8 protein-coding genes are annotated in these 12,907 nt (G+C 74.5%); 6 read left to right on the top strand and 2 right to left on the bottom strand.

Annotated features, from left to right (window positions below):
• Positions 1-178: 178 nt before the first annotated feature.
• From FHU34_RS09705 to FHU34_RS09695, 3 genes are all read left to right on the top strand, one after another.
• On the top strand, positions 179-739 hold the full coding sequence (locus tag FHU34_RS09705) for a helix-turn-helix domain-containing protein (RefSeq protein WP_145779646.1): 561 nt from the start codon (positions 179-181) through the stop codon (positions 737-739).
• A 384-nt stretch (positions 740-1,123) separates the two neighbouring features.
• Complete coding sequence (locus tag FHU34_RS33600) at positions 1,124-5,815, top strand: WG repeat-containing protein (protein WP_244311601.1); 4,692 nt, start codon at positions 1,124-1,126, stop codon at positions 5,813-5,815.
• Between the two features lie 44 nt (positions 5,816-5,859).
• Entirely contained in the window at positions 5,860-6,858 is a 999-nt protein-coding gene (locus tag FHU34_RS09695; RefSeq protein WP_145779645.1) for an aldo/keto reductase family protein, read from the top strand.
• 85 nt (positions 6,859-6,943) lie between these two features.
• Here the strand turns inward: FHU34_RS09695 and FHU34_RS09690 are convergent, their stop codons facing one another.
• Entirely contained in the window at positions 6,944-7,741 is a 798-nt protein-coding gene (locus tag FHU34_RS09690; RefSeq protein ID WP_145779644.1) for a site-2 protease family protein, read from the bottom strand.
• The gene (locus FHU34_RS09685; protein ID WP_088988327.1) at positions 7,741-7,941 is read right to left on the bottom strand and encodes a hypothetical protein; all 201 of its coding nucleotides are present in this window, start codon (positions 7,939-7,941) and stop codon (positions 7,741-7,743) included. Before FHU34_RS09685 ends, FHU34_RS09690 begins: the two co-directional genes overlap by 1 nt.
• Before the next feature lie 143 nt (positions 7,942-8,084).
• Here FHU34_RS09685 and FHU34_RS34220 point away from each other — a divergent pair, with 143 nt between their 5' ends.
• From FHU34_RS34220 to FHU34_RS09670, 3 genes are all read left to right on the top strand, one after another.
• Entirely contained in the window at positions 8,085-9,953 is a 1,869-nt protein-coding gene (locus FHU34_RS34220; RefSeq protein WP_145779643.1) for a protein kinase domain-containing protein, read from the top strand.
• A gap of 268 nt (positions 9,954-10,221) precedes the next feature.
• A complete protein-coding gene (locus FHU34_RS09675; protein WP_145779642.1) occupies positions 10,222-12,129 on the top strand; it encodes a bifunctional adenosylcobinamide kinase/adenosylcobinamide-phosphate guanylyltransferase in 1,908 nt (635 codons plus the stop codon).
• Positions 12,119-12,892: an adenosylcobinamide-GDP ribazoletransferase gene (locus tag FHU34_RS09670; protein WP_145779641.1), complete on the top strand. Its 774-nt coding sequence runs from the start codon at positions 12,119-12,121 to the stop codon at positions 12,890-12,892. Before FHU34_RS09675 ends, FHU34_RS09670 begins: the two co-directional genes overlap by 11 nt.
• The last annotated feature ends 15 nt before the right edge of the window (positions 12,893-12,907 follow it).

Genomic DNA, 12,907 nt, shown 5'->3' with positions numbered 1-12,907 from the left:
ACTGCCACGATCTTCGAACTGCTGCCACGCGATCCGCGTGGCAGCAGTTTCGTCTTGGTGCGCGGGTCCTGCCGCTCCTTCCTGGTCCTGCCGGGGCGGGGCGGCTGTTCGCTGTAGCGTACGAAGAGTTCCCCAAGCTCTACGTGCGCCCGAACGCTCGACGCGATGGAGTGACGGCATGGCTCCGGAACCTGCGGCCCCGCTGGCCACCATCGCCGCCGCCCTGCGTCGGGAGCGGGAACGGGTAGGTGTTTCGTTGACCGAGCTGGCCCGCCGAGCAGGGGTGTCGAAGTCCACCGTCTCGCAACTGGAGGCGGGCACCGGCAACCCGAGCGTGGAGACGCTCTGGGCTCTGGGCGTGGCACTCGGCGTGCCGTTCAGCAGGCTGGTGGAGCCCGACGACCTCGACGTACGGGTGGTCCGGGCCGGAGACGGGCCGCACGTCCGCTCCGAACAGGCCGACTTCACCGGCACGCTGCTCAGCGCGGGCGCCGCGCACCTGCGCCGCGACGTCTACCTGATCGAGCTGGAACCGGGCGCCATCCGAACCGCGGACGCGCACACCCCGCGCAGCGTCGAGCACGTGGTGGTGGCCGCCGGCCGTCTGCGGGTGGGCCCGGAGACTGCTCCTGTCGAACTCAACCCGGGCGACTACGCCACGTTTCCCGGTGACGCCCCGCACAGCTACGAGGCACTCGCGCCCGGCACCTTCGCGGTCCTCATCATGGAGCACCCCTGACCGGAGACGGATCCCACCCGGGTCGGATGGCCGTCGGGTGCGGTAGGGTCGAAGACCAGATTCGGTTATAGGACCAAATGTCCGAAACCAATGGGATAACGTTTGCGCCCATCGGCGGCACCACAGTGGCGGTGAGCGAGTCCACGCCGTTACCCTCCATCCGCAGCCACGGGGTGCCGGAGCGGGCGACCTGACCCGGCACGCGAGGCCCCAGCGCGACAATTTGCAACGAGGTGACAACGCCGTGAGCGAGCGGACGCGAGCCGGCCACCGGGGCGTGGCAGGCGGCGACCGGACGCCCGGGGTTCACTCGGTTGTGGCTGCGCACAGCTCACCTCCGTCAAGAGTCGGCCGGGTGGCCGGGTGCGGCGACGGGCTCGACGGATGAACGGCCGTTACGACGACCGGTGGCCGGACCCCAACGAACCGTCCTGGGTGGTCGAACCGACGACCGAGTGGCACCCCCAGTTCCCCGGCCAGCGCTACCCGGGCGACATCGGTGCGCTCCACCAGCCGCCGTCGCGCGGCCGTGCGACGGTGACCGGCCGAGCCGAGGTCCCGCCGCTGGCCCCGACCCGCCCCGACGGCACCTACCTCGGTCGGTCCTGGGCCGATGAACCGCCGGCAGAGCCGCCACCCAGCAGGTCCTGGGTGGACGAGGGCGCGGGCGAGACACCGACCTACGGTCGACCCCGGGGCGACCTCGACGGGTCCACCTATGGCCGCCCCGACACCAGCGACTCCCGCACCTACGACCACGAGCCGTACCGCCGGCCACTACCGGAGCCACCCCGGCGCGACGACCGTCGCTCGCCCGAGACGGACCGGCGTACCGCCTGGTCCGACCGACGCCCCGCCGACGAGCGGGGACCGGCGCGGGAGGCCGCCTGGCACCGGGACCAGCCCGCCTCCGAGCGGTACGACGGTCGACGCGCGCGACCGGAACCCACCGACCGGGACCGGGGACACCTCGGCACACCGCCGGTTTCCCCGGCGCCCCGGTCCGACGTCGGCTGGATGCCCGAGCCGGACGACTCGCCTCGTCGTCGAGGCACGCAGGACCGCCCAGCCGCCGGTTACGAGCGACACCCCGGCGACGGGTACGGCGAACGGCCCGCCCGTGACCGCAACGGCCGCACCTCCGACGACCGACCCGCCGACGGCGCCGACCGGTGGGCGTCGGTGGACGGCCGTACGCGGTACCGTGCCGACGGGTACCCGGACCGGACCGCGGACGACGGCCGTCGCCCGGAGCGGCACTACCGGGCGGACGAGGCGGCCGAGGCGGCCCGGACGCCCAACGGTGGACGACGGCACCGGCCCGAGCCGGACATGCCGGAGCAGCCCCGCCGCGACGACGACCGGCGTCGGCCCGACACCGACCCACACCGGCAGCAGCCCCGTGAGTCGGTCGCCCGCGCCGAGGCGTACCCGGAGTGGCGTTCCCGCGAGGAGGCCCGACCGGACGCCTACCGTGAGGACGGGCACCGCGACAACGGACGCCGCGAGGACGGGCACCAGGAGAACGGCTACCCCGAGCCTCGGCCCAGCCAGCGGCCCGACGGCAGCCTGCCCTGGCCGCCACCGGGCCCGCTTCGTCCGGACCGCACGCGCGAGCAGAGCCACCGCACCGAGCCGTACCGCACCACGGACCCGCACCGCGGCGCGGACCCGCACCGCGGCGCGGACCCGCACCGCACCACGGACCCGTACCGGAGCGGGGAGCCGGCCAGGCCGTCGCGGCCGGAGCGGCCACCGGCCCGCCCGGACGAGCGACAGTCGACCGCCCCCTCCCGGTACGACGAGCGGCCGGTGCGTCCCGCGGCGACCGCTCCAACGGCACCGGCCTCACCGGGCCGCGCCACACCCGTTCCGCCGGTCATCCCGGAGCGACAGGTGTCGCCCGCGCCCGTGTCCCCCGCAGCGTCCGTCTCCTCGACGGCGCCCGTCTCCCCCGCCGCGCCCGGCCGGGACCGCCCGGTGTCGGCTGCCCCGGTCTCCCCGGCCACCGATGTTCCCGTCTCGGGCCCACCTGCCGCCCGCCTGCGGTTGGAGTACCTGCCCGCGCCGGTGGATCCGCCGCACCTCGACGAACGGTCGGACGTCCCGCCGACACCCGAGCGACGGTCGCCGACCGGACCGGCGGCGATTGACCGCCCGCATCCCACACCGCCGCCGCGTTACCCCGGTCCGGACGTCGGCGACCGCCCGGTGGAGCGGCGCGGCGAGGAGCCGGGCCCGGATCGTCGACGGGTCGGCGACCCGGTGGGCGGGAGCGCGCCGACCGATCGCCGCCCGGTCCCGCCGGACTTCACCCACGCCTCGGAACGCCCGCCGTCACCGAAACGCCCGTACTCGCCGGAACGGCCAGACTCGACGCAGCACCCGCGCACCCAGGAACGCCCGCTCACGCCGGAGCGGCCCGACTCGCGGCAGTGGCCGACCTCGCCGGAGCGGCCTGTCCCGCCGCACGGGCCGACCTCGGCGGAACGGCCGGCCCCGACGGCGGACACCCGCCCGCCGGTCGCACCGCCGCCGGCCTGGCAGGTCCAGGACCCGCCGACCAGCCGACCCACGCCGATCCCGACGGCCCCGACCCCGACGGCCCAGAATCCCCCGGTGGAGGACGTCGAGCTGACGCTTCCGCCGGCCCCCGGCACGCCGCGCCGCTACGTACCCCCGCCGCCCTCGGAAGAGCCGGTGGCACCCCTTCGGGAGCCGGACGAGGTTCCGGGCACCCGCGGTCCGGACGCCTGGTTCAGCCCCGCTCAGCAGGGCGAGCCCGAGCAGAGCCAGCCGGCGTCGGACCGGCCGTCGTCCGACGACGAGTCGACAGCCGACGACCTCGACCTCGTCACCGCGTCGGGCACGACAGACCAGGACGTGTCGACGCCGACATCCCACGGCTATCCGACCGACGAGCCCATCGGCGGGTCGACCTCGACCAACGAACCCGGGCCGGTCTCCGCGCCGCCCGCCCAGCCAACCGCCGACAGCACACCCAGCTGGGCGGACGAACCCGCCGGCGACGCACCGCCGCCCGTCGAACCGGCTACGGCGGACGACGACCGGCCGGTCTCCGGCGTACCCGCCGCGGTGACGCCGTACCACCAGCCCGAAGCCGACGCCGGCCACGAGCAGGTCACGCCCGTCGAGGACGCCCGCCCTGTCGAGCAGCGGCCGGACGGCGAGGCAGTCGCCCCGCACGAGTACTCGTGGGACAGTGTGGACGGCCCGAGCACCACCGGACCGGCGGACGTCTGGCGACCCGAGACGACGTACGACGACCTGGACGAACCCGTCTCGGCCCCTCCCGCGCCGCCCGTCTCCGCGCCGCCCGCGCCACCGATCTCGGTGGAACCCGTGTCCGCGCCACCCGTGCCAGCCTTCACGGCACCCGTGTCCGCGCCGCCGGTTCCCGTAGAACCCGTGTCGGCGCCGCCCGCACCGGCCGAGCCAGCCTTCACGGCCCCCGTCTCCGCGCCGCCCGTCTCCGCACCGCCCGCGTCGGTGATGCCGACCTCCGCACCGCCCCTGCCGACCCCCACAGCGCCCGTCTCCGCGCCACCGGCCGCCGCAGAACCAGACTCCGCGCCACCGGCCGCCGCAGAAGCAGCCCCCGTCTCGGCACCGCCCGCGTCGGTGGTGCCGACCTCCGCGCCACCCGTGCCGACCTCCGCGCCGCCTGCCTCGGCCGTTCCCAGCCCCAGGAGCGGGGACGACGCGCCGGTGTCCGCACCGCCCGCCGAGGCCGCTCCGGTGGCTGCCCGCCCGTCGCTGGCCGACCCGGGTGACCCGGAGCAGGTCCTCGCGGCGTACCGCTGGCGGTTGGACCCGGTCACGCTGCGCGAGGAGTTGACGGAACCGGACGACCTGCGGGCCATCCGGCGACGACTGACCGAGAAGTTGGGTTCGGCGGTCGACAACCGTGCCCGCGCCCGGCTGCTCAGCCTCCGGGCGGTGACCTCGCGGATCCTGGGCGACCTGGACGACGCGCTGGCTGACGGTCGGCTGGCTCTCACCTACGCCGAGGCGACCGGCGAGTTGCGTCGGACCGCGCTGGCCCAGGCCAGGTTGGCGCACGTCCTGCGCTGGCGCGGCGACTTCGCCGAGGCCGACCAGCTCTTCGCCCAGGCCAACTCGGTCGAACTACCCGACCGGCTGCGGGCCGCGCTGCACGAGCACGCCGGGCGGTCGTGTTACGACCAGGGGCGGCTCATGGAGGCCTGCGAGCACTTCGAGGACGCGCTCGACCTGCGCGGCGCCGGCGACGCCGAACTGCTGGGGCGGATCCGGGTGGCGCTCGACGCGGTCACCGTCCGGGCCTCGGCGGGCGGCTTCGGGCCGTACCCCCGGGGTCGTGACGAGGTGCTCGACCGCGACCGGCCCCCGCTGCCGGAGCGCGACGGGCAGCTGTGGGGTTACACCGGTCCGGACGGCGACCTGGTCGTTCCCGCCCGGTACGCCGAGGCGCAACCGTTCCACGACGGGCTGGCCTGGGTCCGCCGTCCGGACACCGACCGGTGGTCGCTGATCAACCTGCTGGGTACGACGGTGATCCCGCCGTCGTTCCGGGCGGCGCATCCGTTCAGCGATGGGCTGGCCTGGGTGGTCGGCGACGGTGGCTGGACGGCGATCGACGCGACCGGCACGGTGCAGGTGGCGCCCAACTTCGCCGAGGTACGGCCGTTCCGCCGTGGGTTGGCCGCGGTCCGGCGCGAGGGGTGGGGGGCGGTCGACCGGACCGGCCGGATCGTCGTGCCCACGCGCTACCACGGGTTCGTCACCGAGTTGGCCGACGGCCAGCAGGTCGACGGATTCACCGAGGAGGGCCTCGCGGTCGTCGACGTGGCCGGACGGCGCGGCGTGGTGGACCGCACCGGCACGGTGCTCGTCCCCCCGGCGCATCCGGTGCTGGTCATTCACCCGGTGGCGTTCCTGGTCGCCACCGAGACCGGGCGGTGGGGTGCGCTGGACCGGCGTGGCGCGGCGCTGATCGACCCGGTGCACCGCGACCGTGCGGAGGTGCTGGCGGAGATCGACCGGCTACTCACCGACGCCAATCCCGTGCTGTGAGTGGCCGGTCGACGTTAGTGATCTAGCGGAGTTAGGGTCGGTACATGGAATTCCGACACCTGGGCCGTTCCGGCCTGCTGGTCAGCGAAATCTCGTACGGCAACTGGATCACCCACGGTTCCCAGGTCGAGGAGGACGCCGCGTTCGCCTGCGTCCGCGCCGCCCTCGACGCGGGAATCACCACCTTCGACACCGCCGACGTGTACGCCGGCACCCGGGCCGAGGACGTGCTCGGCCGGGCGTTGCAGAACGAGCGCCGCGAGGGGCTGGAGATCTTCACGAAGGTCTACTGGCCGACCGGGCCTGGCCGCAACGACCGTGGCCTCTCCCGCAAGCACATCATGGAGTCGATCAACGGCTCGCTGCGCCGGCTGCGCACCGACTACGTGGACCTCTACCAGGCCCACCGGTACGACTACAGCACCCCGCTGGAAGAGACGATGGAGGCGTTCGCCGACGTCGTGCACTCCGGTAAGGCGCACTACATCGGCGTCTCCGAGTGGACCGCCGAGCAGCTGCGCGCCGCCCACCCGCTCGCCCGGGAGCTGCACATCCCGCTGGTCTCCAACCAACCTCAGTACTCGATGCTGTGGCGGGTCATCGAGACCGAGGTCGTGCCTGCCAGCGAGGAGCTGGGCATCGGGCAGATCGTCTGGTCGCCGATGGCGCAGGGCGTGCTCTCCGGTAAGTACCTGCCGGGCCAGCCGCCGCCGGCCGGTTCCCGCGCCACCGATGAGAAGTCCGGCGCGAACTTCATCTCCCGGTTCATGAACGACGATGTGCTCACCCGGGTGCAGCAGCTCAAGCCCCTCGCGGAGCAGGCCGGGCTCAGCATGGCCCAGCTCGCGGTGGCGTGGGTCCTGCAGAACCCGAACGTCTCGTCGGCGATCATCGGCGCGTCCCGCCCCGAGCAGGTGCACGACAACGTGAAGGCGGCCGGGGTGAAGCTCGACGCCGAGCTGCTCAAGGCGATCGACGAGATCGTCGAGCCGGTCACCGAGCGGGACCCGTCGAAGACCGAGTCCCCCGCGCAGCGTCCCTGACGCCGGTCCGGTCCGGTCGGCGCGTCACACTCGCGCCGACCGGACCGGGTCAGCTCAGCTTCGACCCGGACCGGGTCAGCTCAACTCAGCTCTGCCAGAAACGGATCAGGTCGAGGCCGGTGGCGTAGAGCCACGACGGCAGACCGAGCAGGTCACCGACCGCGAAGACCGCGTCGAAGAACCAGCCGCCGATACGCGGGTTCCACAGCAGCGCGAAGAGCAGGATGAAGCCGTACGGGGCGAACAGGTCGTACATCTTGCGCCACTGCGGGTTGAGCCACGGCTGGATCATGTTGCCGCCGTCCAGGCCGGGCACCGGCAGCAGGTTGAGCACACTGGCGGTGAGCTGGAGGAAGGCGAGCAGCGCCACCCCGGCCCAGAACTCCACCGGGCCGCCCGACTGGGTGCCGAGTCGTACCGCCGCGACCAGCACCAGCATGAACAGCACGTTGGTCGCCGGGCCGGCGAGGCTGACCAGGGTGTGCCGCAGTCGACCCGGGATGGAGTGCCGGTCCACCCAGACCGCGCCGCCGGGCAGACCGATGCCGCCGAGCAGCAGCACCACCACCGGCAGCACGATCGACAGCAGCGGGTGGGTGTACTTCAACGGGTTGAGCGTCAGGTAGCCCCGGTGGGCGATGTCCCGGTCGCCGGCCCGGTAGGCCACCACCGCGTGGGCGTACTCGTGCAGGCACAGCGACACCAGCCAGCCGGACACCACGAAGAGGAACACGTTGAACCGGACGTTGCCGTAACCGTTCCAGGCCAGCACCCCGCTGACCGCGAAGAGGGCGACCAGGCCGAGGAAGATCGGGCTGGGCCGGAACGCCGCCTTGGGCACGCCGAGGACCAGCCCGTCGGCGCCCGGCCGGTCGTAGGCCATCACTCGGCCGTGGGCAGCAGGCTCATCCGGTATTCCACCCGGTCGTCCTCGACGAGCGCGACCGAGGTGACGCCGGACGTCGCGAGTTCCCGCCAGGTCTGACCGATCCAGGATTCGGCGTCGGCCTGGCTGCCGAACGACTCCGCCGGTCCCTCGACCGTCTGACCGTCCGTGCCCTCGTACCGCCAGCTCCACGCCATGCCGCGTCTCCCCTCGCCGCTGAAGTCCCCGTGGGACGAACCCCCGCCAGCGTAGTCGGCCCGGCGCGCAACGGCCCCTCGCTGCCCCCGGCAGGACCCGCAGGTGGATCAATTCGATCGAGGCCGACCGGTACGGTGGCCCGGTGTTGACTCGGGGAGTGCTGCTCGGCGACCGGTACCGGCTGGGCGAGCGGGTGGCGACGGGCGGGATGGGCGCGGTCTGGCGCGGCACTGACGTGCTGCTGGAACGCGAGGTGGCGGTGAAGGTGCTGCTGCCGTCGCTGGTCGCCGATCAGGAGTTCACCGCCCGGTTCCGGGCCGAGGCCCGGATGCTGGCCGCGTTGCGGCACCCCGGCGTGGTTCCGGTGCACGACGTGGGGCAGGCCGTGCTCGCCGACGGCAGCCGGGTCGACTACCTGGTGATGGAGTACGTCGAGGGCGAGCCGTTGTCCGCCCGGGTACGCGCGGCGGGGCGGCTGGACCCCGCCACCACCATGTCGGTGCTGGCCCAGGCCGCGGACGCGCTGCACACCGCCCACCTCGCCGGCATCGTGCACCGGGACGTGAAGCCGGGCAACCTCCTGGTGAAGGCCGACGGCACTGTGGTGCTCGTCGACTTCGGCATCGCCCGGTCCCGGGACATGGCCGGGCTGACCGCCGCGAACATGGTGCTCGGCACCGCCTCGTACATGTCGCCCGAGCAGGCCACCGGGCAGCCCGTCTCGGCCGCCACCGACGTCTACGCGCTCGGCGCGGTGGCGTACTTCTGTCTTGCCGGGCAACCGCCCTTCCACGGCGACAACCCGCTCGCTGTGGCGCTGCGGCACGCCCAGGAGGAGCCTCCCCCACTGCCGTCGGACACCCCACCGGCGGTCGCCGCCGTGGTGGCTCGCGCACTGGGCAAGCGCCCCGAGGACCGGTTCGGCAGCGCCGCCGAGCTGGCGGCGGCCGCCGCCGACGCCCGCGACTCGACACTGGCGAGCATCCCGGTCTCGGCCCGCCCACCGTGGGCGTTGGCCGCTCCCACCCCGGGTGTCCCGGCCGCCGCCTCGCCTGCCATCCCGGCCCTCGCGCCGCCGGCCGGCCCGGCCCCCGCCACTCCCGCCGGCCTGGCTTCCGCACCGCCGGCCAGCCTGGTTTCCGTGCCGCCGGCCAGACTGGTCTCCGCGCTGCCGGTCGGGGCGACGCCGCCCGCCGGGTCGGTGTCGGCGGAGCCCTCCGCTCTACGCCGACCGGCGAACGTCGCGGTCGAAGCGACGACCGAGCCGAGGCCGACCCGGGAGGACGCGATCGGGATCGGGCCGGTGGGCCGACGCCGTCCACTGCTGGTCGGGACCGGTGCGGTAGTCCTCGTCGCGCTTGTCGTCGCGGTGGCCGTGGTGGCGCTCCGGCCCGAGGCGAAGCCGGGTTCCGCGGACCAGACACCCGCGCTGGCCGGCGAGTCGGCGGCGGTCAGCGACGCACCGCTGCCGCCCGGGGACGCGACCACCACCGGGCCCCGACCCAGCGGTACGCCGGGCACCACCCGCACCACGACGGCCGACCCGACCGGATCCCCGGCCGACGCGACGAGCAGCGCCGGGCCGGGCCGGACCGCCGGCGCACCGGGCAGCACGCCGACCGGCACGACCAGCAGCCGACCGACGCCCAGCCGCACCCCGTCCAGCCGGCCCAACCCGTACACGGCGGCGCAGGCGTGCGGCAGCGGCTACCAGGTCATCGACTCGGCGACACTGACCGGCACCGACGGGCAGCGCAAGGGCCGCGTCTTCCTGACGTACCACTCGGGCACCGGCACCAACTGCGTGGTCACCCTCAAGGACACCGCGGTGGGGACGAAGTCGGCGGCGTCCGCGTACCTGGAGGTGCAGGGGCGTGCCCGGAGCACCGACAGCGGGTCCTTCGACTACTACGCGGGACCGGTGAAGGCCAGTGCCGCCGGGACCTGCGTGAAGTGGGGCGGCGCCACCGGCGGGGTCACCTACGGCAGCGGCTTCGAACACTGCGACTGATCATCGCCGCCCGTGCCACCACGCTGGTGGTTCCCGCCGGCGCGCGACCTCGCGGGAGTTGGCAGGGTAGATCTTGGACATTTTCCGTCACGCGCTAACGGTAAGTGTCCACGATTGCCAGCGGCGGTGGGTGAAGCGGCCCGGGGTCGCGCCGCGTCCGGGGCAGGAAATGGACGCTTTCCCGCAATGGTTGCGGAACGGGCTTTTGATCTTCGGCAGGGTTGGGGCGACGTGCCCGGCCCCGAAGGATGAGAACTAAGGTACGGGCATGTCCGTACAGGGGTGGAACACGGTCCTGGTGCTCGGCGGTATCCGGTCTGGCAAGTCCGAGTTCGCCGAGTCCCTGGTCACCGACGCGCCGGTGGTCCGCTATGTCGCCACCGCGCCCGAGGGCGACCCGGAGGACACCGAGTGGGCGACCCGGTTGGCGGCGCACCGCGCCCGCCGGCCGGGCAGTTGGACCACCGAGGAGACCACCGAGGACCCACGCCGGTTGGCCGACGTGCTCGCGTCCGCAGAGCCCAACGAGACGCTGCTCGTCGACGACCTGGGCGGTTGGGTGACGGTGCTGCTCGACCCGGACCACCAGCCCGCCGACGACGTGGCGACGATCGCCGAACTGGCCGACGCGCTGCGCACCTGCTCGGCGCGGGTGGTGCTGGTGAGCCCCGAGGTGGGGCTGTCGCTGGTGCCGACCACCCCGCTGGGCCGGGCGTTCACCGACGCGCTGGGCGCTGCCAACCGCGCGGTCGCCGACGCCTGCGACGCGGTGGTGCTGGTCGTCGCCGGCCAGCCGGTCTGGCTGAAGCCCGTCGCCGCACCGACGGAACCGGCCGCACCCGCACCCGCCACCGCACCGGTCGTGGCGACCCTGGCCGACGCCGAGGGCATCCCCGAGGTGCAGCTGCCCGACGTGTTGACCCACACGGCTCCGACCGTACCGAACCAGGAACCCGGCAACCCCTGGGCCGCGCCCACCATGGCGCTGCCGATGGTGGCCACCGGGCTGGTCATCCAGCCGGGCATGGAGCTTCCGATGCCCGACGAGTACGCGGGCCCGCAGGCGGTGGACCGGCTGGCCACGCTGGACGTACCGGGTGCCGGGCTGGGCGTGCTGGACCGGGTGGTCGGGTTCGCCGCCGCCACCCAGGGCACCCCGACCCCACAGGCGTGGGGTTCGGTGCGGGTGTTGCTGCTGCACGGCGACCACGCCGGCGGAGGGTCGGCCGGCGCCGTCGCCGGTGAGTCGGCACGCCGGGCCGCGCAGGCCCGCGCCGGCCAGGGCGCGTTGGCGCGGTTGGCCGCCGAGAACGGCGCGAGCTTGCAGGTGGTGGACGTCCCCGCGTCCGCCGCGATGGAGGACGAGCCGGCGTTGACGCTCGACCAGGTCGAGTCCGCGCTGCGCTACGGCTGGCGGCTGGCCGAACAGGCGGCCGACGCCGGCGTACAACTGCTGGTCCTGGGGGCCTGTGGAGCCGGCACCGAGGCGGCGGCCGCGGCGGTGCTCGCGGCGACCGCCGGCGCGGAGCCGCCCACCGTGCTGGGCCGGGTGATCACCGACACCGGCGAGATCGACGACGCGGCGTGGATGGTCCGCTGCGCGGCCGTACGCGACGCCCTGCACCGCACCCGCCGCTCGTCGCGCGGCGCGAAGGACATCCTTGCCGAGCTGGGCGGCGGCGACGTGGCGGTGGCCACCGGCGTGCTGCTCGGCGCCACCGCCCGCCGGGTGCCGGTGCTGCTCGACGGACCGGTCGGCGTGGCCGCTGGCATGGTCAGCCGCGACCTGGCCGGGCAGGCGCGGCACTGGTGCCTGCTCGCCGACCACGGAGGGCACCCGGCGGTGCGGCTCGCCGCCGACGTGTTGGGTCTCACCCCGCTGCTCGACCTGCGGCTGGATCTCGGCGAGGGCGCGAACGCGCTGGTCGCGCTGCCGCTGCTGCGTTCGGTGCTGGCGTTGTCCGCCGCGCTGCCGGTCCACCCGTCGCTCGGCGGCGGCGAGGCGGCCCCGACCGGCGAGGCGGCCCCGAACATCGACGAGCCGAGCTACCTCGACGCGAGCAACACCGACCCGGACGGCACCGAGCCCGACTTCGCCGAGCCGGAACCGGCCGGGCCGGGCCCGGCCAGCACCGGGGCGGACGACCAGCCGGCGTCGGGCTGGCGTGCCGTCTGAGTCGCGGCTCCTCGCCGGGGCCCGGCTGGCGGTCACCACGTTCACCACGGTGCCGGTGCGGGCCGGACGGATCGACCGCCCGGTCGCCGGCACCGCGATGGCACTCGCACCGGCGGTCGGCGCGCTGCTCGGCGCGCTGCTGGCCGGAGTGCTGCTGCTGAGCGGCGCGTTCGCACCACCACTGGTGGCCGCCGGTGTGACGGTCGGCGCCGCCGCGCTGCTCACCCGAGGGCTGCACCTGGACGGGCTCGCCGACACCGTGGACGCGCTCGGCTCGTACCGGCGGGGCGCAGCCGCCCTGGAGATCATGAAGAAGCCGGACGTCGGCCCGTTCGGGGTGGTCGCCCTGGTGGTCGTACTCCTGGTGCAGGCGGCGGCGCTCGCCGACCTGGCCGGACGGTCCTGGCCGGCGTGCGTCGCGGCGGTGGTCACGGCGACCGCCACCGGACGGTTCGGCGTCGCTGTGGCCTGCCGACGGGGCGTTCCGGCGGCCCGGCCGGCCGGGCTCGGCGCGCTCGTGGCCGGCACCGTCGGCCCGGTCGCACTGGCCGTCGGCGCGGTCGCCGTCGCGCTGCTGGCGGTGCCCGCCGTGCCGGGCCGCCCGTGGCAGGGGCCGCTGGCCGTCGTCGCCGCGCTCGCCGTCGCGGCACTGCTGCTGACACACGTGGTACGCCGGCTCGGTGGGATCACCGGCGACGTCCTCGGCGCGACGGTCGAGGTGGTCACCACGCTGGTCTACCTGGGTCTGGTGCTGTCCGGCTGAACCGGGCACGACCGG

It is taken from the genome of Micromonospora taraxaci (assembly GCF_007830095.1).
In the GTDB taxonomy this organism is placed as follows: domain Bacteria; phylum Actinomycetota; class Actinomycetes; order Mycobacteriales; family Micromonosporaceae; genus Micromonospora; species Micromonospora taraxaci.
This window is presented reverse-complemented; position numbering and strand designations above follow the sequence as displayed.

What these genes read in the sequence shown, in the direction of transcription:
- FHU34_RS09705 (WP_145779646.1), top strand. Translation starts at nt 179, where the DNA reads ATGGCTCCGGAACCTGCGGCCCCGCTGGCCACCATCGCCGCCGCCCTG.
- FHU34_RS33600 (WP_244311601.1), top strand. Translation starts at nt 1,124, where the DNA reads ATGAACGGCCGTTACGACGACCGGTGGCCGGACCCCAACGAACCGTCC.
- FHU34_RS09695 (WP_145779645.1), top strand. Translation starts at nt 5,860, where the DNA reads ATGGAATTCCGACACCTGGGCCGTTCCGGCCTGCTGGTCAGCGAAATC.
- FHU34_RS09690 (WP_145779644.1), bottom strand. Translation starts at nt 7,741, where the DNA reads ATGGCCTACGACCGGCCGGGCGCCGACGGGCTGGTCCTCGGCGTGCCC.
- FHU34_RS09685 (WP_088988327.1), bottom strand. Translation starts at nt 7,941, where the DNA reads ATGGCGTGGAGCTGGCGGTACGAGGGCACGGACGGTCAGACGGTCGAG.
- FHU34_RS09675 (WP_145779642.1), top strand. Translation starts at nt 10,222, where the DNA reads ATGTCCGTACAGGGGTGGAACACGGTCCTGGTGCTCGGCGGTATCCGG.